The sequence below is a fragment of the Paenibacillus taichungensis genome (genome assembly GCF_047302525.1).
Lineage (GTDB): Bacteria > Bacillota > Bacilli > Paenibacillales > Paenibacillaceae > Paenibacillus > Paenibacillus taichungensis_B.
Genome location: NZ_CP168020.1, coordinates 4,062,592 through 4,085,835 on the forward strand (window position 1 = coordinate 4,062,592; position 23,244 = coordinate 4,085,835).

The 23,244-nt window shown below is 46.8% G+C and carries 19 protein-coding genes and 1 pseudogene; 5 read left to right on the top strand and 15 right to left on the bottom strand.

Annotated elements, in window-relative coordinates:
* Window positions 1–13 precede the first annotated feature (13 nt).
* The 11 genes and pseudogenes from ACDJ58_RS18090 to ACDJ58_RS18140 all read right to left on the bottom strand — a co-directional run bounded on the left by ACDJ58_RS18090 (window position 14) and on the right by ACDJ58_RS18140 (window position 14,743).
* Window positions 14–622, bottom strand: coding sequence for a hypothetical protein (locus ACDJ58_RS18090; RefSeq protein WP_413372249.1), 609 nt, complete (start codon window positions 620–622; stop codon window positions 14–16).
* Window positions 623–812: 190 nt separating this feature from the next.
* A pseudogene (locus ACDJ58_RS18095) lies at window positions 813–950 on the bottom strand (ZIP family metal transporter); the annotation flags it as partial.
* Window positions 951–1,213: 263 nt separating this feature from the next.
* Window positions 1,214–3,163, bottom strand: a complete 1,950-nt coding sequence (locus ACDJ58_RS18100) for an FtsX-like permease family protein (protein WP_413372250.1) — start codon at window positions 3,161–3,163, stop codon at window positions 1,214–1,216.
* Window positions 3,138–3,908, bottom strand: a complete 771-nt coding sequence (locus ACDJ58_RS18105; protein ID WP_413372252.1) for an ABC transporter ATP-binding protein — start codon at window positions 3,906–3,908, stop codon at window positions 3,138–3,140. The genes ACDJ58_RS18100 and ACDJ58_RS18105 overlap by 26 nt, the downstream gene beginning before the upstream one ends.
* A 172-nt stretch (window positions 3,909–4,080) precedes the next feature.
* Window positions 4,081–5,073 (bottom strand): sensor histidine kinase, encoded by a 993-nt coding sequence (locus ACDJ58_RS18110; protein ID WP_413372253.1) that lies wholly within the window; start codon window positions 5,071–5,073, stop codon window positions 4,081–4,083.
* Window positions 5,070–5,783, bottom strand: coding sequence for a response regulator transcription factor (locus ACDJ58_RS18115; protein WP_413372254.1), 714 nt, complete (start codon window positions 5,781–5,783; stop codon window positions 5,070–5,072). The genes ACDJ58_RS18110 and ACDJ58_RS18115 overlap by 4 nt, the downstream gene beginning before the upstream one ends.
* Before the next feature lie 81 nt (window positions 5,784–5,864).
* Window positions 5,865–6,968, bottom strand: a complete 1,104-nt coding sequence (locus tag ACDJ58_RS18120) for a sugar kinase (RefSeq protein ID WP_413372255.1) — start codon at window positions 6,966–6,968, stop codon at window positions 5,865–5,867.
* Window positions 6,965–8,005 (bottom strand): SPFH domain-containing protein, encoded by a 1,041-nt coding sequence (locus tag ACDJ58_RS18125; protein ID WP_413372256.1) that lies wholly within the window; start codon window positions 8,003–8,005, stop codon window positions 6,965–6,967. The genes ACDJ58_RS18120 and ACDJ58_RS18125 overlap by 4 nt, the downstream gene beginning before the upstream one ends.
* Window positions 8,006–8,244: 239 nt before the next feature.
* Window positions 8,245–9,261, bottom strand: coding sequence for an iron-hydroxamate ABC transporter substrate-binding protein (locus ACDJ58_RS18130; RefSeq protein ID WP_413379729.1), 1,017 nt, complete (start codon window positions 9,259–9,261; stop codon window positions 8,245–8,247).
* A gap of 160 nt (window positions 9,262–9,421) precedes the next feature.
* On the bottom strand, window positions 9,422–13,780 hold the full coding sequence (locus ACDJ58_RS18135; protein WP_413372257.1) for a glycosyl hydrolase 53 family protein: 4,359 nt from the start codon (window positions 13,778–13,780) through the stop codon (window positions 9,422–9,424).
* A 243-nt stretch (window positions 13,781–14,023) separates the two neighbouring features.
* Complete coding sequence (locus ACDJ58_RS18140) at window positions 14,024–14,743, bottom strand: YceI family protein (protein WP_413372258.1); 720 nt, start codon at window positions 14,741–14,743, stop codon at window positions 14,024–14,026.
* Between the two features lie 191 nt (window positions 14,744–14,934).
* Between ACDJ58_RS18140 and ACDJ58_RS18145 the strand changes: the two genes are divergently transcribed.
* Together ACDJ58_RS18145 and ACDJ58_RS18150 are read left to right on the top strand one after the other, a co-directional pair.
* Entirely contained in the window at window positions 14,935–15,621 is a 687-nt protein-coding gene (locus ACDJ58_RS18145) for a response regulator transcription factor (protein ID WP_091000319.1), read from the top strand.
* Window positions 15,606–17,069 (top strand): ATP-binding protein, encoded by a 1,464-nt coding sequence (locus ACDJ58_RS18150; protein WP_413372259.1) that lies wholly within the window; start codon window positions 15,606–15,608, stop codon window positions 17,067–17,069. The genes ACDJ58_RS18145 and ACDJ58_RS18150 overlap by 16 nt, the downstream gene beginning before the upstream one ends.
* Before the next feature lie 158 nt (window positions 17,070–17,227).
* Here the strand turns inward: ACDJ58_RS18150 and ACDJ58_RS18155 are convergent, their stop codons facing one another.
* The gene (locus ACDJ58_RS18155) at window positions 17,228–18,040 is read right to left on the bottom strand and encodes an AAA family ATPase (protein ID WP_413372260.1); all 813 of its coding nucleotides are present in this window, start codon (window positions 18,038–18,040) and stop codon (window positions 17,228–17,230) included.
* Window positions 18,041–18,402: 362 nt separating this feature from the next.
* Here ACDJ58_RS18155 and ACDJ58_RS18160 point away from each other — a divergent pair, with 362 nt between their 5' ends.
* Window positions 18,403–18,555, top strand: a complete 153-nt coding sequence (locus ACDJ58_RS18160; RefSeq protein WP_072733378.1) for a DUF1540 domain-containing protein — start codon at window positions 18,403–18,405, stop codon at window positions 18,553–18,555.
* A 200-nt stretch (window positions 18,556–18,755) separates the two neighbouring features.
* Window positions 18,756–20,213, top strand: a complete 1,458-nt coding sequence (locus ACDJ58_RS18165; protein ID WP_413372262.1) for a 4-hydroxyphenylacetate 3-hydroxylase family protein — start codon at window positions 18,756–18,758, stop codon at window positions 20,211–20,213.
* A 22-nt stretch (window positions 20,214–20,235) separates the two neighbouring features.
* On the opposite strand, the gene ACDJ58_RS18170 is transcribed toward ACDJ58_RS18165, so the two are convergent.
* Genes ACDJ58_RS18170 through ACDJ58_RS18180 form a run of 3 tightly spaced genes read right to left on the bottom strand, consistent with a single transcriptional unit; the run spans window position 20,236 to window position 22,117 of the window.
* The gene (locus ACDJ58_RS18170) at window positions 20,236–20,802 is read right to left on the bottom strand and encodes a nitroreductase family protein (protein ID WP_413372263.1); all 567 of its coding nucleotides are present in this window, start codon (window positions 20,800–20,802) and stop codon (window positions 20,236–20,238) included.
* Window positions 20,803–20,854: 52 nt separating this feature from the next.
* Window positions 20,855–21,658 (bottom strand): hypothetical protein, encoded by an 804-nt coding sequence (locus ACDJ58_RS18175; protein WP_413372265.1) that lies wholly within the window; start codon window positions 21,656–21,658, stop codon window positions 20,855–20,857.
* Window positions 21,659–21,664: 6 nt separating this feature from the next.
* Window positions 21,665–22,117: a flavodoxin gene (locus tag ACDJ58_RS18180; protein ID WP_064636952.1), complete on the bottom strand. Its 453-nt coding sequence runs from the start codon at window positions 22,115–22,117 to the stop codon at window positions 21,665–21,667.
* A 262-nt stretch (window positions 22,118–22,379) separates the two neighbouring features.
* On the opposite strand from ACDJ58_RS18180, the gene ACDJ58_RS18185 reads away from it, so the two are divergent.
* Window positions 22,380–23,243: a class I SAM-dependent methyltransferase gene (locus ACDJ58_RS18185; protein WP_024630567.1), complete on the top strand. Its 864-nt coding sequence runs from the start codon at window positions 22,380–22,382 to the stop codon at window positions 23,241–23,243.
* The last annotated feature ends 1 nt before the right edge of the window (window position 23,244 follow it).

Here is a 23,244-nt window from a genome sequence, read left to right on the forward strand (position 1 = left end):
GCGTTCTGCTGGTTTATCCAGTCTTATGTTGAAGTTTGGTCAATGTGCGGACAACCAGCTCCCTGTTCTTGGCGTTCTTGATATAAACGGGGATGGAATGTGAAGCCGTCTTCAAAGGTACATTTCCAGGTTTCACGCGCAAATCAGCCGAAATATATGAGATCAGATAGTTTAAATGCTCCCGATTAACAGCCCACATCACTTTGCCTCTGACATAGTCCAGAAAATACAATTCCATATCAAAAGTAGGATCGCGCCCATCTCGAATATCGGGGTAGTACCCTCTACAAGCAAGCTTTTTATGTAATTCGACATGATTAACAGTCCCGCAGTGCGGGCATTCGATATGTGACGATTTGTGAGTTATCTTTTTCTCATCCGTCACTTCAACATTGAACCAGCGCTCACATTGGGCGCAATTGTCCTTGGCATTGTACTGATATTCCGTCTCTAGCATTCCATGAGCGTAACATTGCGAACATTTCCACGCCAGATGGTCATCTTCTATGACAATAAAGGCGTGCCCGCCGCATGGTTTACATTTCACATCGACCTGCTCTCCCCGGCGAAGAACAGCGTAGAAGCTATATTTATAAGCCCCTTCATCCTCGAAACGTTTCATTTTCAATCCCCGCCTTTCCCCTGCATGATGACAATCGCTAAAAGCAATCACTCAACATTTCCCAATTGTTCTACCTAAAATTATATGTAACTCCAGTGCTTAGCACAAGAAAACACAACGTAAAAAAAAGAGTACCTTACTCCAGATCATCATCTGAAAGGTACTCTTCTCCCCCATTTAACTCAAGGAATCAAAGGTCAAGCAAAAGAGATACAAGCAGTCCCATCGAAGCAATAAAGCCTACCACGGGCCCGCCTTCTTCGAACGCTTCTGGCATCATGGTGGAGCAGATCATCGCAATAATGCCTCCTCCGGCAAATCCCCCAATAGCCGCGGCCATCTCATCAGGAAGCTGCTCCAGGAACCTGTACCAAAAGCCATGATCCAGCCTATAACTCGTTTGGGGATTTTCAGGAAAAGCGCAGCAAGTGCTCCAATGACAACAGCCGAGGCGGAGATGGCGCCCCACATGAATGCAGTCCACATCCGGGATGACCCCTCTCATGTTCATATATGATCTATCACTCCATTAACCGGAGCATAGAGAACAAAAACAGGGGACATGACCAGGTTAATAAAAAACCGCAAATACTAAACCATCATTTTCCGTAGTGAAGATATATATCTTGAACGAATGACGAAGAAATAGAAGGTCTGTGCCAGTAGAAACGCGCCAAACACAGTTAACACAGGCACCGAATATTCCGTGATACCGAATTCCTTCAGGAACGGTTTTACCACAACGAGCGTTTCAACAATTGAGATCAGGATTGGTAAGAAAAAGAGAACCGCGATCTGAATTGTGGATGATCGTTTCATCTCCTGAAAACTGAGACCCATTTTAGACAAGGAATGCACCATTTTGCCATCTGCCTCAAGATCCGTGTGCAGTCTGAAATAGAGAAAGCTGGCTGAGGAGATCGAGAAGATCAGTCCAATGAATATCCCCAAAAAGGTAAAGAGTGCCGTCGTCTGTCTAAAGTTTTCAAAGTCTCCATAGCGGGTCGTGAAAAAGCCGGAAAAGCCTTTATCATTAGAGTTATTTCTAATGATCTCATCCATGCCCTCCAGCCGATCGCTCACCATCGCTTCGGATGATTGCCGATCGGGCACCGATCCACCCCATGAAGGGATATGATAAAGATACTTACCGGAAACAGCATCTTTGTCCAATTGTCCGGCAAGAGCCTTAAACTCTTCATCACTTACAATAACTAGGGCTGATGTATACAGAAGCCCGTTGAATTCCGGTTCATTTTCAGTGTATTTAATATCGAGTGAAACAGGCCCTGAATTCATAGCCAGCGTTAACTGATCCCCCTTGGCATAGGCACGAAATCTTTCCTGATGACGAGGCTTATCCAAAACGCGAGAATCAATGAATATGCCGGTATGGGATGCGAGCGTATAGGTCGGTTTGTTCTGGATTGTGTTGAACTGGTTGAAATCACTTAGAGACATCACACTGATGCCACTGTCATCTGTACTTGCCCAAAAATATTCCAGATAAGCATCCTGATATTGAAGACCGGCAGCATCAAGAACCTCATTGACTGGTGCCATGTTAGGCTTTTCCGATGCACTGTACACGTTATAACGAATCGGAAAATGATTGTCTCTAAACACTTGTCGATTCTGTTGATCCAGCGACAAAATGACCACTGCACTCATGGAAGCAATCGCAATAACCACTGTCACCATAAACAGCATGCGTGCGTTATCTTTTATTTTGTAACTCATCTCCGAAATCCACAGCAAGCGTGTACCATGCCACACCCGTTTGCGGTTACGTTTCAACAGACGAATGGCCAGCACGGAAAGCTGCGAGTAGAAAAAATACGTACCTGCAATGCCTGTCACAGCAGCGATCAGAATACTCTCACTCGACAAACTGCCGTATAGCGCAATGAATCCCGTAGCCAGAAACGCAAGCCCAAGAATAGAGAATACCCATGATGCTTTAGGTTCCTTTTTGGGTTTGCTCGTGCCCGTTAGCAGCTCCAATGCCCGCTTATTTCCGATAAAGATCAGTGTGAACAGGGAAATACAAAAAAACAATACTAAAAAAGCAATCACTGTAATCAACATGGCCTTTACCGGGAAATAAAAAGGCAGGTCTTCCATACCGATAAATCGGGTGGTTAACATCAGGAACAGCTTGGATAATAACATGCCTCCACCTATTCCAGCCACAATGGACAGACATCCGATAAACATATTTTCCAGAATGACCAGTCTTCGGATCTGTCCCGGTTCTGCGCCCAAGATGGTTAGAATACCGAATTCCTTGTTCCGTGATTTCAGAAATGCACTAATAGAATACATAACAAAGAAGATCGCGAAAACGTATACGATGACGGAGGCAACCTGCATTCCCGCTGCCGTGGTCTTGCCAATCGGCAATTTCTCAACAAACGGGTGGTAGATAAACATCGCATACGCGAAGAAAATCATGACCATGAATGCACTGCTTAGGAAAAAGGCGATGTACGCTCGTACGTTTCGGCGAATGTTGTTAAAGGCGAACTGAGGAAAGCTCATGCGAATTCCCTCCCCAGAAGGATAATGTATCAATAATCCGTTGAAAGAACGTCTGGCGGTTATCGCCACGATGCACCTCGGCTGCGAGCTTGCCATCCTTGATAAATACAATTCGATGGCAGTAACTTGCGGCAAGCGGATCATGTGTGACCAGCATAATGGTTGTTTTCTCTTGCTGGTTGATCTGTTCAAGTGATTCCATTACCGCTTGAGATGACGTGGAGTCCAATGCACCAGTCGGTTCATCGGCCAGTACAATAGATGGCATATTAATCATGGCTCTGGCAATGGCTGTACGTTGCCGCTGTCCGCCCGAAATTTCATACACGCGTTTATCCAAAATGTGATTAATTCCAAGCTGAGCGGTAATCCGATCGAGTCTGCTCTCCATCTCCTTCAGCTTGACCTTGTCCAACGTCAATGGGAGTACTATATTTTCAGCAACGGTCAAGGTATCGAGCAGATTAAAATCCTGAAATACAAACCCGAGTTCCCGGCGTCGGAACATGGCGAGTTCTTTCTTTTTCATATCAAACGGATTCATGCCATTAATCAGCACCTTGCCTGAACTTGGCTCATCAATGGTCGAAACCATATTGAGCAAAGTCGTTTTCCCACTGCCCGATGGCCCCATAATCCCTACAAATTCACCCTGCTTGATGGTCAGATGAATATCACTAAGGGCTTGAGTCTGCACTTTGCCCTGATACACTTTGTTTAGTGCCGAAACTTGCAACATTTCCATGGTGTTTCCCCTCCAACTAAACTATGCTTTCTTTTCATATCCTTATCCTAAACTACCTCCTACAACCCTGCTATCGATTTACCTTAAACTTTCCTTACACAGCGTTTAAGGTTATGTTCCCCCTTCTTCCTATTCCATAAAAAAAAGCACCTCGCCGATAGGCAAAGCACCTCTATTTTCGATTCATCCAGCTGAATCGGACCAATGTTCCTTCATCGGGTTTGGAGAACAATTCTATCTGGTTACCCAAACGTGTACTGATCTCACGGACCAGATACAGTCCCATGCCCGTAGATTCATGATACTGTCTTCCCCGCTCTCCGGTGAAGTAAGGATTAAACACACGTTGAATATCTTCAGCCGATATGCCGATACCCTGATCCTGAATATCTAATACAATTCGTTCTTCCTCAATATAGGCGGTAATCATGACTTTTTTACCTGCTTTGCTATCTGAGTAATTGACAGCATTGGTCAAAATTTGTGTAAACATGAACCGCAGCCATTTGGAGTCACTGTAGACTTGAAGGTCGTTGTCCATTCGGATATCCGGCGTAATTCCTCTGCGAATAAACAAACGTCGATTCTCAGCTACGCTGCTTCGAACCACCTCGGGTAGAGATAGAAGCTCTACACGAAAATCCCCCTCGAACTGCTCCAGACGTGAAGAATGAAGTACCATTTCCAACCCTTTGCGCATTTTATCCAGCTCATCCTGTATGCTGCCTGCAGTTTTATCATCATCCAAATCTTCCAGGGTCAACTGAATAATGGACAAGGGGGTCTTCATCTGATGCACCCAACGATTCATGAATACAACCTGCTGCTCATTATGACTGCGCAATTGACCAATCTCATCCTGACGGTTACACTCCAGTTCACGCATTAATTCCTGTAATGAATCAGCCACAGGGGCATTGCCAAGTGATTGGAAAGGCTCCTGTACTAACCGTTGTGGTTGCTGGAGCACGCGGTAATATGGATGGAGCTGAAAATAACGCACGGTCAGATACACGATCAATACCACTGTACTCAGTAACATGCCATAAAGGACAATTCTCATGGGGCGTCCCTCACCTGAGAGCCAATATACACATGGGACAAGCAGCATTTGCAGCAAATAAAATCCGATGAGGGGTAGCTGATCTCTTAAGAACAGTTTCATTGTCGGTCCTCTTGGACAGGTGACCCCAAATCAAGCAATCGGTAGCCCGCTCCGCGAACGGTTTCCAAAACTTCTTCAGCCCCCAGATCCTTCAGCTTGCGGCGAACACGTGTAATGTACACATTCAACGTATTATCATCAATAAAATGCTGATCTTCCCACATCAGTTCGAGCAAACGTTCCCGGCCCACCACCCGACCGGCCTTGGCCATCAGCGCTTCGACCAATATGGATTCCTTCTGAGTCAGCTCCACGGAAAGACCATCGAACTCCAGTACATATCTTTCGGGGTACAGTAGCATAGAGCCATTTTTCACTTTCATTTCTGGTTGAAAAGCTGCATACATCCCATATGCTCTACGCAGGTGACTACGAACTTTAGCAAGTACGACCTCATATTGAAAAGGCTTCGTAATATAATCATCCGCCCCATGTTCCAGCGCCATAACCTGATCCATGCCACTGTCACGAGCCGAAATAAATAGAATGGGACATATGGAATGCGAACGGATCTGTCTACACCAGTAGTAACCATCAAATTGAGGCAGATTTACATCCATCAATACCAAATCCGGGCCGATCTGCACGAATTCATCCAGAACATGACGGAAATCTGCCACAATCTGCACTTGAAAACCATTTCGGATCAGATATTCACCCAGCAATCCTGCGAGCTTGGCATCATCTTCAACCAGCATTATCGATTGCATCGTCAACCTTCTTTCCGTTCCCTGACATATCTTCTACATCTAGTTTACCATTCTAGTCAAAAACGGATTGGAAATAAAGGATTAGACCACCAAACGTCCACGTTTCTCTGCCAAGCCAATAGTCGCTTCCACTCCGGAATTAAATTCGAGAAAGTCCTGTTCTACCCCGTCACTGAAAATAACGCCGTCCTCCGGCATCTGGGAGACAATCTGCAAAGGCTGTTTCGGATGAATCTGTCCAAACACCAGATTGGTCGCAGTCGTTCGGCTGGGAAAGGGTTCACGTACTGTAAAATACAGATAAGGCGCATCCCAGCCGAAGTGATTCATGCCGCTCATGCTTGCCTGTGCAGATACTGTCGCAGCGATATGTGCTTCTGAATAACCATTCCCTCTAGGCCTCGAGCCTGAATGAGAGCTTCTGCTGTCTCTATCGTGGATGAACGATTCGCCCGATTGGATGTGCTGCCACGCTTCCGAGCCCACGACTCCAGCAGCACCTGCCAGCACACTTTTGAACCAGCCCGTCGATCCCATTCCCGTGGATACAATCACTCCGCTGGAGGATTGTTGTTCTACCGATGAACCCATGCGAACTTCATAACGAGCAGATACATGCGTCTTGCGGCCAATGAACAGATCGTTGACGCCATAAAGATACTGCCCATCATTCAGCTCCACTTTGGCCAGAGTCACTTCTTTCAGGGAGCGGCGTTTACGAATAACATCAGGAATTATCAAGCTCAGATCCTCTACCGTAAATGGCAGCAATACCCCATCCCAACGCATTGGGTCAGGATTCACACCAATGAGCGGCTGCTCGGTTACATACTTGAGCGTATTGGCAACAAGTCCATCTTGTCCGATTACTACCACAATGTCCTGTGCTCCAAAAATAAAGTTGGGCACATGTTCCCGATCAATAGTCTGAACCCGGCCCAGTTGGCTGAGCTGCTGCTGGGCCTGCTGCACGGAATGATGATAACGTCTGTCCTCCTCCAGGTAATCACTGAAGTCTGCTCCCAGGCGTTCAATATAGAACTGGGCTTGTTGGACCGTGTTGTAGCGGACCACCAATTCTTCCAGCCTCGTTCTGCGTTTGACCAGAATCAACTTGTATTCGGTCATTGGTTCTCCTTCAGTAATGTGTGCGGCTACAGTCTGACTTGCCTTCCCAAGTCTCATCGTGCGCGACCTCCCTGCTCTCTTGTCGGTGGGTTCATCAATCCTTGCAGCAGATCCGGCGAAATGTTAAGCTGTCCAATTTTCCCGGCATTCTCAGCCAGCTCCTGGAATGCAAGGGCAATCAGTTTATCCGAGTTCATACCCATGTTAGCCATCGCCTGTAGCACGCTAGGTTCCACCTGTTGTAACGAGTTCATCACGGCTGCAATTTCATAGGCTTTGGCATCAGCTTCAGCATTCTGATTGGCAATCGTTAATTCAATAAACTGTTGTTTCCGTTCCTCCATCACCGTATTGAATTGGAGCTGTTCCTGTTCCATCTCATTCTGTTTCTGTTTCACCGAACGCTCAGCATGTAATTGCGTTTCTCGAATCTGCTGTTTCTTCGTCTCAACGGCAATTTCCGTGTTCAGTTCGTTCTCCTTCACTTTCCGCTCCTGTTCAATGGATGCATTGCGACGTACATACAGCGCTTCGTCGGCTTGGCGTAAAATCTCTTCCCGCGCTTGTGCTTCCAGTGCACGCATCGTCTCTTTATTGGGCAAAATGGCCAGAATGGACAGACTCATCAGCTCTACGCCCAATTTCTCCAGTTCCTCACTCTGCACCACTTCCCGTTTCATGCTGCTGGCCAGCCGTTCACTCGATTGAATGGCTTCCTTCAGGGGCATTTGCTCCAGATGTTTTTTGGTCAGCACTTTGGCGGTCGTAATCACACGTTGATCCAACTTGCCAGGATCGTCGGAGATATATCTGTTTTTGCGCAAATTGTACGTGTAGTTCAAGCTTTGGGTGATTTTCATATAATCAACGATACGATAGCTCAGTTGACCCTGAACCGTAACTGTTTGATAATCGGCTGTTATTTCTTCGAACATAAAGGGTACATCCACCGAAGATACAGGCAGAACTACCACCGATGTCGTCGGCTCATAATAATAAAAGGATAAACCTACACCTTGACGCTGCACCTGCCCATTTTTCACTTTCATTACGTACTCACTGGGTTGAAACTTCACGAATTGGAATCCAAACATCGCTCATTCCCCATTTCTTAATATTGTCATTTTGATATTGTCGAAATGATAACAAATGAATTTGATATTGTCAATATGACATTAACAACTTTTTTTTGCTTATGACATAAAAAAAGACCTACCTTAGGCAGAAACCATAAGGCAGGTCGATTTTCTATAATTATAGTCAGTAATGACAACTCATAATGGGTTAGGCGAGGCGCTAGCCTAACATTAGGAGCCATCACGTTGTTCATCATTTATTTGTTTTGTTCAGCGCTCTTCAAGATCAGATCAACAAACAAATCAATCTGGGCTGTAATGGCGATCGGATCATATCGATAGAATGTGTCAAAATCATTCTCGAAGAATCGGTAATTCTTCACCGCATCCAGACCGTTCCATACTTTGGACTGTTTGAATTCCTTCAGCGTTTCGCCTTTTTTCTCAGGATCATACACCGTCATGAACATGTAATCGGTAGCGTATTCCGGCAGTACTTCGAGCGATAGCTGCACAGTCTGATTGTCTTTGCTCACCTTGCTCGGCATTTTCAGCTTCAAAGCATTGTATACAACTTGTCCGCCCCGGCCTGCGTTGTCGCCAAAGATCCACAGATCTCCTTTGTCCGTCAACTCGTATAACCCAACGGTTGTATTTTCGTCCACGATGCCTTTCAGCTTCTCGCGTCCTTCTGCCGCCTTTTTCTCATAATCGGCAATGAACGCCTTCGCCTGATCAGGTTGACCAATCAAATCACCAAACAGCTCAACTGTCTTGTAGATATCTGTGGCTGTACCATATGGGATATGCACAGTTGGTGCAATTTTGGAAAGTTCCTCGTAATTATCATCATACATCACAACGATCAAGTCAGGCTGTAATTCCAGCGTCTTCTCCACGTTAACCGGATAACCCACGTCTGTAGTGTCTTTTAGCTTGTCCTTAATAAACGGATTATCAAAGGCACTTGGCTCCACACCAATCAGATTACCGCCTACAGACAGAATTTCGCCCCCATAGTAATCGGTCACGATGCGTTTTGGATGTGCAGGAATGGTAACAGTCCCTTTATCCGTCTCATAATCGCGTGTTTCACTTTCCGTTGATTCATTCTGAGCTATATCGGTTCCAGTGGATTCCTGATTCTCAGTCGTCTGTCCTGATCCGCTCCCCGTTTCATCCGTTGCCTTTCCTGTATTTCCGCAGCCCGCAAGAACAAGCGTAAACACAATAAATAACGTGCAAATGGAAAGAATTGATTTGGATTTAAACATAAACATGATGGCCCCCTATAATTCAATGCTTTTTGTGATAATGGTAATCATTATCATTGAAATCATAGCAGAATGGGTTCCTTAATGTCTACATTTTTAGTTGAATACACAAATATAGAGATCGAGCCAGAAAGACCCGATCCCTATTTCATGTATACACTTAGAATGAATAGATCTGCTCCATCATTCTGGCTACAGCTACTGCCCCCTGTGCACGGTTGGCATGCTGTTTAGGCGCAAACGAGCCATCTGCCTTTCCTCTAAGCAGGCCTTGCTCCTGCATGGCTGCAACAGCTTGTTTTGCATATTCAGCGATATCTGCATTGTCATTGAATCCGATACTACCTGATGAAGAATCAACGGCTGCACTGGTGTTCTGCTTCATGACCTGTATCGCACGGTTTAACATCACCGCCATGTCCTCGCGGGTAATACGTTCATTTGCTGCGAATGATCCGTCTGCTCGGCCTTGCACGATTTCCATCTCCAGACCAAGACGTACGGAATCTGAATACCACTGATCATTCTTCACATCCATTGGAGCTGAAATGGATGTATCCGGCAAACGTGATTCGCCAATGCCCTTCATGATCATTTGCAAAAATTGTGCTCGTGTCAGTTCTCCTTGCGGACTGAATCTTGTATCTGTCATGCCTGAAATGATTCCTTTTCCATACAGACTCTGAACCTCTTTTATAGCCCAGGAGTAGGATTGCAAATCATTCAACGGTACCTGCACTTCAGTAATCACGAAACGGCCTGATTGAAGCGGCTTGAAAGCCAGGCTTTGGGTCATTTCATCATATTGAGTAAAGGTTACTGGTTTCATTTCACCATTTGGCAAAAGGGATTGGATAACCAGCACAACGTCTTCTGCATTTGAATTTTGAACATTCGACATCGCAATTTCAATGGATCTATCAGTCCACTGTAACGGCTGTCCGTTTAACAACAGATCCACGCTGACCACGTTGCGGTTACCGATGGCTTTCTTTTGCGCTTCAGACAGATTCGCTGTGGAGTCTTCGGCCAGAATGACATCCATTGTATCCCCATCTTCACTACGAGCATCCTTCAATAAACTTAATGGGATGCGGGCAGATGTCTGTTTCATGGTCAGCTCCAGCGACTGTAATGCCTGAGTACGTGCCCATTCCTGAAGTTGATTTGCATTGAGCCGAAAGGTCACAGCCTTTGTATCCTTAGGAACATCTGCAATCAAGGTTAGCTTTTTGCTCCCTGCTCCCATTCCGTCAATCATTTGAGACAATTGTTTCATCTCAGGTTGAATCACATAGGTGCCCGCTCCGGTACTTGTCCCTTTGAATGTAATGGAACCACTTTCTCCTGGATTACCGGATTCAACAGGTGGCGTTACAGGAGGATTGCCGGGATTCTGGGATGATCCAGGCGTGGAAGGCTGCGCAGGTTGACCGGGCTGTGACGGCTGACCCGGGGGCGACTCTTGCCGTACAAGCTGACTAACCGCCTCTTTCAATGCGTTATCCGCAGCACCGATTTCCTGTACACTGGCCTCTGCATCATCCATAAGCACACGAGCAAACGACAGTGCCTGTGCAAACCCATTCCAGCTTGCGGCCGTGTAATTACTTTGATGCAGCTTCGCAGCGGAATTTACTATAGTCTCCAGGGCAGATTTGTCCGCCGGGAACACCCCGTACGCTTCAAAATCCATAAAGCCTACCCACTCAGAACCTGCCGTTACTGTAAGTCGAATATAACGCGCCTCCGTACCTGCGGGCAGGATATGTCTTGGACTGGTGGATACAACCACATCACTTGTTGTATCCACGACTTTGACAAAGTTCTCGTTATCGTTGGATACTTCGATCTTGTATTTAATGCCTCCACTCCACATGGACATTTCCAGCTTGCGGATCACAGCGGTTGCTCCCAGATCCACTTGCCACCAACTACCTACGCTCTGATCGGTCCCCCATGAAGTATTGGGATCACTGTCAATCGCTCCCTCAGGCGAGTTGGTTTTTCCACCACCTGTACCTGCACTGCTTGATGCGGTAGCTGTTTTGCCTGTTGTTAATGCATCCAGCAAAACAAGGTTGTTATTCGCTTTTTGAAGTGCAGTCAGTGCCTCCTGCACTTCGGATTGTATGGCATCCTGCTTATCTCTGACCGTGATTGCCGATAACAATGCCGCTTTCAGGTTTGCCCAGCTTCGCTGTGTATATGACGACTCGGTCAACTGCTGTGTTTCACCGATGAAGTGTATCAGCTCAGTTTTGTCTACATTGGACAACCCATGAATTGCTGCTTCCACTTGATTTGCTGCTGTATTCACCTCAGTCTGGGTGGCTCTTGGGTCTGTCATAACCTGTTCTGCACGAGTAAGAGCCTTGGTCAGAACAGCCCATGTTGCAGCAGACCAATCCGCTTGTTTATATGCTTTGGCTTCGGCAATGATCGCTTCGAGAGCGTTCCGATTCGCCGCTATAACATCAAGCTGCTGCATAACCTCATGAAGAGCGGTAGTCGCAGCGTCTGTATCCTGTTGTGTCACACCAGATGTATAAGCCAAATTGTACGTATGCTCGGCTGCCGCAATGGCTGGAGCGAGTGTGCTCCAGCTTTCAGGTGTAAAATCACTGGATACCAGCGCCTTTGCACGTGTAATCGCTGCCGACAGCTCTTTCCGATCTGCGGGAAGAATGTCCAGGCCGCGTTTGTACACATCCAGCGATGGTAGGGCACGCCCTTCATACGAGTAACCGCCATTCGCCGGATATTCGTCATAATCGAACATGGCGTGATTTTCCCATGCGTCTCCCTCGGAAGCAATCCAGCCTACATTGGCCGCAATCCATGCAGGCTCCCAATAGAAGAAACCCGCTCCCTTCTGATCCCGAACTTGTGAGATCATGTCCATGATGCCTGCAATGGCATCGTATTGTCCCTGCACGGTTGCCGGGAAGGTAGCACCTCCCACATTCAGCGTTTCCGGGTTGCCGATAATATTGCCGTGAGCGTCCCCGTTTTTATACGAGAATGGATATGACGTCTCAGCAATAATGACTTCTTTTCCATATTTCGCAGATACTTCATTCATCGTTTTGCGCACATCTGCGAATGTTCCGTGCCAGAATGGATAATAGGAAAGCCCGATGATATCGTACTGCAGCCCCTTTTTCTGCAATTCGCCGAAGTACCAGTCAAATGTATCGGCTTTGCCCCCTTCAGCCAGATGGATCATGATTTGAACCTGATCTCCGCCTTGGATCGCGCGAACGCCATCCACTCCTCGCTGAAGGAAGGCAACGTTTTCATCAAAGTTGACGTTACTCTTCAATCCGTTTAACACGCCACTGTTGATTTCGTTACCGATCTGTACCATGTCGGGCATCGCGCCCGCATCCTTCATCTCGCCTACCACTTCACGCGTGTAATCATACACCGCCGTCTTCAAGTCTTCGAACGAGAGATTTTCCCAAACCTTGGGACGAAGCTGTTGACCGGGATGTGCCCATTCATCGGAATAATGGAAGTCGAGCAGGATCTTCATGCCTTTCTCTTTTACCCGCTGGGCCAGACGAATCACATCTTCCTTGTCGTTGTACCCATTGGATTTCTGTGGATCATTCCACAGACGAAGCCGTACATAATTCACACCACGATCTTTGAGAATATCGAGCAGATCGCGTTCTGCGCCATTACTGTCCAGATAGTAACCTCCATTATCCTCAATGGCTGTTAACGTGGAAATATCCACCCCTCTGACAAAATCACTGCGATATCCTTCTACCGTAACGGTAGCTACAGGTTGAACGGGAGCTCCATATACATCACCTGTAACGGTAAAGCTGCCTGCTGATGCATATTGTGAAGGGGCAACTTCCTCCCATGCAACCGGGACAAGGCCCGATTTCCCGTTCTGGTAATGCGCCGTGACTTCTGCTGGCAGAACAGGAGCAGTACGACTTACGGTAGACACGTTGACTTCATCATAATCCACGATGTCTGCTGGGTTCCGTACCTCTTCCTCTCCCCAGATTTGAAGCTCGGAAATGCCAGGCCACCAGTCGGTACCCGCATAATAAGGAATGGTGATCTTAACATACTGAACCACATCCGCCTCGAAATCCAGCTTGACCAGCGACTCCGCTTTATCGTTCGCAGAGTGATCCGCCACAGGTGTCCATGTATTTCCGTCCTCAGAAACTTCAACCAAAAACTTCACAACTTCGTTTGCATCCTTCCACGTTAGTTCCGCACCGGAAAGGTTGTATGAAGCTCCCAAGTTTACCGTCAGCCAATGCGGCTGATCCACTGAGGTTGCACTGTTCGCGCTCCAATTCGTATCTCCTTTGCCATCCACCGCATGTTCCTTATTTCCTCCCCACTGTAGATCCTCTGAGCTGACCGTAACCGCCTTATTCAGCGAAACGTTTACTTTCGCCGCTGCCGCTGCGGGCCGAACTACTAGACCCAGATCACAGAACAACATCAGTAATACGAGACAGCCGCTTATGTATCTTTTGTGCACGCTTGATCTCCCCCTTATCATTTGTCTGGTTCAACTTTGAACAATGAATGTTGTAAATCATTATCATTGTAAGCGCTTTACACCAAACGAGGACACGGTATTATGCCAAGGAAACAGCAGTTATTTTAACACATCGAATGGTAATTCCTTGCTCACTGTGGATCGATTCCCATTCCTAACAAAAAAAATCTGTCCCTCTGCCTCATTAGGCAGATTGGAACAGATTTTAGCCTTACTATATGCTTACTTGCTGAGCTTCAGCTCCAGTTGAACCTGAATGTCATTTTCAGTAGAAAGGACCACCGAATGTGGATTCTCCATACCAAAATCTTCAAAGGTAACCATCGTTGTGGCGGACAACAACACCTGGTCATTTTCGTAAGCAGCTTTTACGTCAAACATTACCTCTTTTTCAATCCCTTTTACCGTTAGGGTTCCGTTCATTTTAAAATCTACAGTTTGCCCTGCTGGCCATTCCGTGGGTACACCTTCAAATGAGGTAGCCTTAAATGTAGCTTCTGGATAAGTGCTTGCATCGAAGAAATCAGCCCCCTTCACATGATTATCCCGCTGACTGTTGCCCGAGTCTATTGCACTTATCTCGATCTGTCCATCCGCTTTCACCTGGGAAGCATCGTCTACATTAAGGGTCAGGTTACCACTAACCTGCTCGTCCGCAAAATTGACGGTCTCCTGTGATGTCGTTACCGAGAAATATACTTTTGAACCTTCGCTGATGCTCCAGTCTCCATTCAATTGCTCTGCTCCCGCTGCAACGTTGGACACGCTTGTGCCACTGTCCGATCCGGCTTCCGTTGTGGACGCTGCAGTGCTGGCAGGAAGCACCTGTTCAATCTCAACGTTGTTCCCCAGGTAATTGTTCGCGAAATAGTACCCTCCGCCCCCAAGAATAACGATTGCTGCCGCACCTGAGATCATCCATGTTTTTGTCTTTTTATTCATCTCTATTTCCCTCCAATGGGTAACTGTATAAGTTGGTTATTTATCAGCATCTTACCAGCCCAATGTGTCAGGATGACGTCAAGAAATGATGTACAACGCATTTTTTTCTGAAAATAATTGCCTCATTGGCATTGTGCTGCCACTCATGTAAAATCAGTACACAAGCTTCTGACGTGAAAGGAGACACCTTCTTGAAATCCATACTCATCGTCGAAGATGAACAAGCCATTGCACGTGTGCTGGCTGCCTATCTTCGAAAAGCGGGATTCGACGTTCGTCATGCAGCGGATGGACCCACTGCCCTAACTCTATTTGATTCGGATGTGCCTTCCTTGGTTTTGCTGGATGTCATGCTGCCCGGAATGGACGGTTGGGATCTGCTGCGAATCATCCGCGAAAAAAGTGCTTGTCCCGTCATTATGTTAACCGCACTGGATGATATTCAGGACCGCCTGAATGGGCTGAATGCCGGTGCTGACGATTATATGAGCAAACCTTTTGTGCCCGAGGAAGTGGTCGCCAGGGTCAATGCTGTGCTTCGCCGCAATCCACACTGGACAGCTGAAGGTGAGGGCAAACGTTATTTTGGTAATCTGGTCATTGATCTGGCTGCCAAACAGGTACTTTTGAACGGTGCCGAGGTTGCACTCACACCACGTGATTTGTCACTTCTTCTGTTTCTATCGGAATACCCCAACCGCACATTTACCCGGGACCATCTCATTGAACAGGTATGGGGCATGGATTATGACGGAAGTGACCGGGCTGTGGACCTGTCGATCAAACGGCTGCGTCAGGCGTTATCCCACTGGCTGCCGGAAACGGGAGAAATTCGGACTTTACGGGGAATGGGGTATCAATTTTGGATCGCCAACTAAAACGAAATACAACCAAACGTAAAACATCCATTCTGTCCTACTGGACGCTTCGATATTTTCTAATCCTCTGCATCGGTTTCACCATTATTGTTGCAGGGGCACTCTACTGGATCAGAACCACTTCCATTGAGAAAGGTCTCAAAACGGCCCAGCTGCTGGGGTTGGAAATCGCCGAAAAGGTAACGGGAGCGGAAAACAAACTGCATATTCCCCCGGATCTCGACAGGCTCATGGACAAACGTACCAAGCTTTTCAATACAGATAATTACTTTTGTATTATGGTGCTCGACAACAATAATCAATTGATCTATTCGAAACCGAAAATGACACAGCAAGATGTGTATAATAGGCTGTCTGACGACCTACGCGAACCAAGAAACAAAAAATTCGCCGGGGTAACGGTCAACGTCACAGATGACGATCAGACGCTCGGTAAAGTGTGGGTCATGCAATCCAAAAAGTCCATTGCATACAATCCGGAAACGATGCTGGTGGTGTGCATCCTGTTCGTTGCTTTAATTCTGTGTGGTTGGTTTACAATCTACCTCCTGTCCCGCAAGCTCTCCAGGCCTATTCGCCAGGTCGCCCACGCCGCGGAGCAGATTCGAAACGGAAACTATGAAGTCAATTTGGATCTGAACACACGGGAAAGGGAGATGAATGAACTCGTTGAATCTTTTCGCGAGATGTCCATTCGTTTGCAGCAATTGGAGGAATGGCGTGCCCTGTCACTTGCTGGGGTAACCCATGAATTGAAAACGCCGGTAACGTCCATTAAAGGACTTGTGATGGCTGTCCGGGATGATATCGTTAGTCCGGAGGAAGCGAAGGAATTTCTGGACATCGCACTCAAAGAATCCGAACGTATGGAACGCATGGTCGCTGACCTGCTGGATTACAATGCGATGAGCGCTGGAAGTGTCGCTGTTCGTCGGGAACGCATAGATTTGAATTTGCTGGTGGGTGAGATTATCTATCAGTGGAAAATCGCTTATGAGGACAAGTCTCCCGAGATTGAATTGCATACACCTTCGGGTACGCTCTATACCATCGGTGATGCCCTTCGCATTCAGCAGATTATTGTCAACCTGCTCAATAACGGACTGCAAGCAGCCGCTTCCGACCAAGCTGCCGTCTTTCATATCCGTTTGCGCGCTGAGGCGGAAAACTTGTTTGTTGATGTGCAGGATAACGGTACGGGTATCACTAAAGAAGATCAACCCAAGATCTTCGAACGTTTTTACCGTGGCGAGATCAAAAAACGCCGTACCCGCGGGCTAGGTCTGGGACTGACCTATAGCCGCTTGCTTGCTCGAGCTCAGGGAGGGGATTTATCCCTGACCTCCAGCAGTCCTGAAGGCAGCCTTTTCACCTTAACTTTGCCACGATGGTCTGGTCCTGAAAAACCAGAAACAGAACCATCTTACCGCGCAACGGCTAACGCCTAATTCAATGCATGCATGTCATAAATGGGCTTTCTTCATCTGCCAAAGAACCAAGAACAAACGACCCATGTAACTTGCTGAAATATCGAATAGCCCTACATTCCTTCATAGGAGCCGGGCTATTCATTATGTGACAGTAGTTACTGATATTTATATACAAGCTATGTGGCCAGTACCCGCGGCATATATTCTGCATACGCGTCATTAATTAATTGCTCATGTAATGGGCTGTTAGCAATAATGGCTTTCCGCTTAGCTTTTAAAACAATCTGCTCTACATCCGCATAACTGCATCCTGTGAGGCGTTCACACGTGAATTCTTCCAGTCGGCTCTCCTGCTCAAACTGCCCCATCAGCTTGCTAATATATAATCTACGGCTTGATTTATCCGGCATCCCATAGGTCATTTTGGTATCAAATCGCCGCCATATCGCATGATCCAGCTGGGTCTCCAGATTCGTAGCGGCAACCAGAATGCTGTCTCCATCGAATTCATCAAGACACTGCAACAATGTATTGACGACACGAGCCATCTCTTTAACCTCATCATTACTTTCACGCGTACGACCTACGGCATCAAATTCATCAAGAAATAGCACACAGGGATTAGCCCGTGCATATTCAAATAGTTTACGGACATTGCTTCCCGTCTCTCCAAGGTGGCTATGAATAATGGCATCGAGTCTTACAAGGACCAGCGGAAGCTGCAGTCGGTGTGCAAGATGGAAAGCAGTTAATGTTTTGCCTGTGCCCGGAGGACCAAACATCACCATTTTGTTAGGCATCGGTACATCATGTTCTGCAAACTGATCTTTCATACCGAGAATGGTAATAAACTCCTCAACAACCCGTTCATTGTCTGCGGAGAATACAATATGCTTTGCCTTGCGACCACACTCTTTTGGTGAATAAAAAGCGGCCATATCAATGCCTTTCGCTCGGGGTATCCGGTTTATATGGTTGGTTTTGCTCATCGTTGTTCGTTCTCCTTCTTCTATGTCTCAGGGAATCATCCAAGTTAAATACTATCGATTCATTCTCATTCATATTTAACGATCTTTTAATCGTAATTATTACTATTAAATCATAACATAAGACGGCCTCTTTGCAAAGTTCCATGACTTGTCCATCATTTTGCGTAAGGCCCCGTCCAATTTGTTGCAAGCGACAGCAAAATTTGCTATTCTAAATATGCATCGTTGTGTATAACGCAAAAAAGCCCTCTATTTACTTGAGAGAGCACAAAATTTTTCCGGATTTGCAAGCGGCAACTTGCCATTTCCGGATGTTCTTTTATACCAACGAATGTACTCCAATCAAAGCGAGGTTATCAATCATGGCAAAAGACGTATTATGTGAGGTTAATTCCTGTCGTCACTGGGCTCAAGAGAACAAATGCAACGCATCTTCAATCTACATCGTGAGTCACAGTTCCAAAAAAGTAAGTGAATCCGCTGAAACGGATTGCAAAACATTTGAAGTAAAATAAAAATTCAGTTTGTACAAGTTAAAGGAGCCTTCGCGGTTCCTTTTTCTTTTTCTATTGTAACAAGAATGATAATTATTATCAAGCTCTTTTCTGCAAAAACTGAACTCCCCTCTCTTCATGCACATTGGACTGCCTATTAACGTACACTACGAGAGCAGTCAAACTGCCCATGAACGAATAGATCATAGAGGTGAGTAACGATGCCCGTAAAAAGTGGCAAACAGTATATCGAACGTATCGATGCCCAGACAGTCCCCTGCTGGTACAAAGGGGAGCTTATTACCGGAAAACGTTCTGAACATTTTGCGTTTGCAGGTTTGATGGAAACACAAGCGAAGTTGTACGATCTTCAGTCCGATCCACATTTAATCGATACGATGACTTATGCATCTCCTGCTGACGGAAAACCAGTAGGTATGTCCTTTCTGCCTCCAACCAGTGTGGATGACTTGCGCAGACGTCGAGAAGCAATGAATATTTGGTCAGGGACTCACCATGGTTTTCTGGGACGATCACCCGATTATATGAACACAGCAATTATGGCCTTTTATACTGGAGCAGATATTCTTGAAGAAGTATCGCCACAATACGCCGAAAATTTGAGAAACTACTATGCCTACTGCCGGGATAATGATATTACCCTCTCCCATGCCTTTATCCAGCCTCATGCCAGTAAAATTTCGGGACAGTTGGACGTGACCGAAGATGCGATTGCGGCTAAGGTGGTCGAACGTACTAATGAAGGTCTAATCATCAGTGGTGCGTTTATGATGGCTACCCAGGCTGCAACGTCAGATGAAATCCTGGTGTATCCTTCGCCTTCACCGGCACCATTCGACGATGAAAATCCGTTCGCTTTTGCGTTTGCTGTGCCGAATGACCTGCCTGGAATTAGCCTGATCTGCCGGGATACCTACGCAGCCGAATCCAATTTCAACTATCCACTCAGCTCCAGGTATGAAGAGATGGACAACATCGTCATTTTCGATCATGTGCTTGTTCCTCATGAACGGATATTCTTCGCCGGTAATGAAGAAATGTCCGGTCGCCTCTTTAGCGGAAGCCATTTTCACATTCACGTAGGACATCAGGTCATATGCCGATATATTGCCAAAACGGAATTTGTCCTCGGCACGATCCAGTTACTCGCTGATACGCTCGACCAGGCTACCGAAACTCATGTGGTAGAGAAAACAGCCCGGGTACTTGCTGGCCTTGAATCGTTAAAAGCACTGGCCGTGGCGGCAGAAGCTGGTGCCATAACGGACGAACGTGGATTTGTGTTACCTGCCCCCAAACCATTACTGGCAGCAAACCTGATGTACCCCAAGCTGTATCCTGAAATGATTGAAATATTGCAGCTTTTGGGTTCCAGCGGCGTAATTATGGTACCTCAGGAAGAAGAGTTCCGCTCAGATATCGCTCCACATCTGGATACTTATCTGAGAGGAACTGACATGGCATCGCAGGAGCGCACAGCTTTGTTCCGTCTGATCTGGGAACTTGGGGCAGGATCATTTGGCGGAAGACAGACCCAGTTCGAACGGTTCTTTTTTGGCAACTCGATCACCGTGTCAAACCGCTTGTACTCTGCCTCTTCTGCAGATCAATCGTATCGTCAGCTCGTTCGTAATTTTATTGCCAAGACCGGCAAATAAGAATGAGGGATGATTCCCTCGTTTAAACCAGATGGTCATAGACCGTCATCAGTTCAGAGGCTGGTCTGCCTGCGTCGGTGTCCCGAAGTGCAGACTGGTCTCCGTAACCGATGTGGAATACACCCAATACCTTTTCCTCACGCGTTAAACCCATCAAATTCATAAACACGGGATGCTGTTGATAATCATTGATCTTCCAGACGGCATTCAAACCTTGTTCCGCCGCTAGGATGCAAAAACGTTTGCTCCAGGCTTTTGCAGGCAATAAATGGTCCTCCCTGGCACTTGAAGGGGCGACAACAACCAGATGTGCCGGAATAGCTTCTGTATATTGATATGTAGCCCAGTCCCCGTAACGATCTGCCAAATGTGGTGGGTAACTCTGTCTGACCGCCTCCAGATACAGTTGACGTCCTTCCCTGGCGAACAACATAAATCGCCAAGGCTCTGAACTCATCACATATAAAGATGGATCTGCTTCATCCAGCAAACGTCTTATAACCGACTGTGGTACAGGCAACGGGCTGAATTCACAAGTTCCTGTACGTTTCTTGCCGCTTACTGCATCTTGTCTCAAACCGGTAGACATGGCTCATCCCTCCTTAATCTGCACGATATATCACAACATCCCTTGTCATTCTTCACATCAACCAGTTTTTTTTCGGTTCAGTCTCACTTCTCCACCGATCGACCTCTTCATGCACTCTGGCTTTGTCCCGAACCGTAAATTGGTCAGATTCCACCTTCTCTGCGCTCGGAATGCTATCCCGAATCAGTCGAATATAATCCATCGAACGGACAAGCGATTGACGTCCCGGGATATATCGAATCTTGCGACCTTCAAGCAAACAATAGATTTCGATCATGCCTGGCAACTTGCCAAATGCTTCCCAGCAGAACGCGCTCACCATATGCTGGAACGCCTCAACGACGTTTGGATCATGGACAACCATATATTTTTGGATGAGCAGTGAATCCCAGCCCTCTGGCTGCCAAGCCGCCTGGAAGATCATGGACAGATGCATCGATAAGGTAGGAAGCTCCGTTCGCCATTGTTCAAATAGAATGGTCGGATGCTTCAGATCATCGTTCATGGCAATTGCAAGGGATAATTCATCCGTAATTTTGTTTTTTACATCCCAGTAATGAAGTACCGATTCGAAACCGGTTGCCTTTCTAGGCCACCACTTTTCGAGTAAATACTGTACAGGCACCTCTTTGCGTACTTCCGGGTCCAAACTGTAAAAAGCATTAACTGCATGGCTAACTGCATATTGTACACGGTGTCTCCATTGCAGCGGAGAGCGCTGTTCAGCCTCCGGTTCCGGGCGGATGAACCGATGCGGGCTGCGCAACATCTCTTCCAATCTGTAATCTTCAAGGAGCCGTACAGGGGCGTCTGACATACCCGGCTGCAGAGCTGCCTGAACATTATGTCTTAACATGAATTCTTAGGACACCTGTAATCCGGCAGCAGCAAAACGTTTGCCAAAGTCACGGCACGTATCCTTCTCCTGCTCCATCGGACTGTATTCAATCTTCAGCATCTCTGGAGATACCTCCGCCCCACGTTCCACCAGCTTCGCTGCCGCGAGATCTACGGCTCCGCAGTACTGCTCGTAAGAAGTATCCCCGCTTCCGAACACCGCTGCCCGTTTGCCACTCAGATCAAGCTCATCCAGCTCTTCGTAAAAATCGAGGAATTCATCCGGCAGTTCACCGTCTCCCCACGTGTATACTCCAATGAGAAATCCGTCATAATCAAGCACATCAGCTGCATTGCAATCCGTTACGGACTTGAGATCCACTTCATGCCCACCTTGTTTAATTCCTTCGACGATCAGTTCCGCAATCTCTTCCGTATTTCCTGTCATACTCGCATAAGCCACTAACAATTTAGCCATCTATTTTTCCCTCACTTTTTATTGATCATGTCATACTGTTCCTGAAGAAGTAACATTTGAATTTATCAAAATCATATGTGATAATGATTATCATTGTCAAATTAAATTTTCACTCGCTTTCCATTTCAGTATATGGTGATGAACCAAATTCAACACCATATTCAGCACTGCACCCTTTCAGGCGCCCACCACAACTGGCGTACAGGCCCTTTTTTGTTGTACAATAGTATCCAAATGACTTTTGAAGGATGGATAAATCATTATGTACGTAGCAAAGAACTGGAAGGACTATGAAGTAATCGATACAGGAGGCGGCGAAAAGCTCGAGCGTTGGGGCGATGTGATTTTGCGCAGACCCGATCCACAGATCATTTGGCCCCTTGAAAAAGAAACCAATGAATGGCGCCAGGTTCACGGCCATTATCACCGCAGTTCTTCGGGCGGCGGCAGCTGGGACATGAAAAAACCGATCCCGGAACGCTGGACCATCGGATACGAGAACCTGAAATTTCATATTAAACCAACCAGCTTCAAGCATACCGGCCTGTTCCCTGAACAAGCGGCCAACTGGAGCTGGATGATGGATAAAATTGCTGGGGCAGGCCGTCCCATCTCTGTACTAAACCTGTTTGCGTATACAGGCGGTGCAACAGTTGCTGCTGCTTATGCCGGAGCTTCAGTTGTCCACGTGGATGCAGCTAAAGGCATGGTACAGTGGGCGAAAGAAAATGTTCAATTATCTGGCCTCGCGGATCGTCCTGTTCGTTTCATTACAGATGATGTATTCAAATTCGTACAGCGCGAACAACGTCGCGGCAATCGGTATGACGCGATTATTATGGACCCGCCTTCCTATGGCCGCGGCCCTAACGGAGAGACATGGAAGCTGGAAGAGAACCTCTATCCTTTCCTGAAATCGTGTATGGAAATTTTGTCGGATAACCCATTATTCATGCTGGTCAATTCCTATACAACCGGTATTTCCTCTACCGTTCTGCGCAACATGCTGACAATGACGATGTCTGCCCAATACGGCGGTCAAATTACAGCAGGTGAAATTGGTCTTCCAATTACCCGTAGTGGTCTGGATCTGCCATGCGGCATCTTGGGCCGCTGGGAGTCCTGAT

What these genes read in the sequence shown, in the direction of transcription:
- ACDJ58_RS18185 (WP_024630567.1), top strand. Translation starts at nt 22,380, where the DNA reads ATGTACGTAGCAAAGAACTGGAAGGACTATGAAGTAATCGATACAGGA.
- ACDJ58_RS18180 (WP_064636952.1), bottom strand. Translation starts at nt 22,117, where the DNA reads ATGGCTAAATTGTTAGTGGCTTATGCGAGTATGACAGGAAATACGGAA.
- ACDJ58_RS18175 (WP_413372265.1), bottom strand. Translation starts at nt 21,658, where the DNA reads ATGTTAAGACATAATGTTCAGGCAGCTCTGCAGCCGGGTATGTCAGAC.
- ACDJ58_RS18105 (WP_413372252.1), bottom strand. Translation starts at nt 3,908, where the DNA reads ATGGAAATGTTGCAAGTTTCGGCACTAAACAAAGTGTATCAGGGCAAA.
- ACDJ58_RS18120 (WP_413372255.1), bottom strand. Translation starts at nt 6,968, where the DNA reads ATGAGACTTGGGAAGGCAAGTCAGACTGTAGCCGCACACATTACTGAA.
- ACDJ58_RS18140 (WP_413372258.1), bottom strand. Translation starts at nt 14,743, where the DNA reads ATGAATAAAAAGACAAAAACATGGATGATCTCAGGTGCGGCAGCAATC.
- ACDJ58_RS18115 (WP_413372254.1), bottom strand. Translation starts at nt 5,783, where the DNA reads ATGCAATCGATAATGCTGGTTGAAGATGATGCCAAGCTCGCAGGATTG.
- ACDJ58_RS18130 (WP_413379729.1), bottom strand. Translation starts at nt 9,261, where the DNA reads ATGTTTAAATCCAAATCAATTCTTTCCATTTGCACGTTATTTATTGTG.
- ACDJ58_RS18160 (WP_072733378.1), top strand. Translation starts at nt 18,403, where the DNA reads ATGGCAAAAGACGTATTATGTGAGGTTAATTCCTGTCGTCACTGGGCT.
- ACDJ58_RS18100 (WP_413372250.1), bottom strand. Translation starts at nt 3,163, where the DNA reads ATGAGCTTTCCTCAGTTCGCCTTTAACAACATTCGCCGAAACGTACGA.
- ACDJ58_RS18155 (WP_413372260.1), bottom strand. Translation starts at nt 18,040, where the DNA reads ATGAGCAAAACCAACCATATAAACCGGATACCCCGAGCGAAAGGCATT.
- ACDJ58_RS18110 (WP_413372253.1), bottom strand. Translation starts at nt 5,073, where the DNA reads ATGAAACTGTTCTTAAGAGATCAGCTACCCCTCATCGGATTTTATTTG.
- ACDJ58_RS18125 (WP_413372256.1), bottom strand. Translation starts at nt 8,005, where the DNA reads ATGTTTGGATTCCAATTCGTGAAGTTTCAACCCAGTGAGTACGTAATG.
- ACDJ58_RS18165 (WP_413372262.1), top strand. Translation starts at nt 18,756, where the DNA reads ATGCCCGTAAAAAGTGGCAAACAGTATATCGAACGTATCGATGCCCAG.
- ACDJ58_RS18090 (WP_413372249.1), bottom strand. Translation starts at nt 622, where the DNA reads ATGAAACGTTTCGAGGATGAAGGGGCTTATAAATATAGCTTCTACGCT.
- ACDJ58_RS18170 (WP_413372263.1), bottom strand. Translation starts at nt 20,802, where the DNA reads ATGTCTACCGGTTTGAGACAAGATGCAGTAAGCGGCAAGAAACGTACA.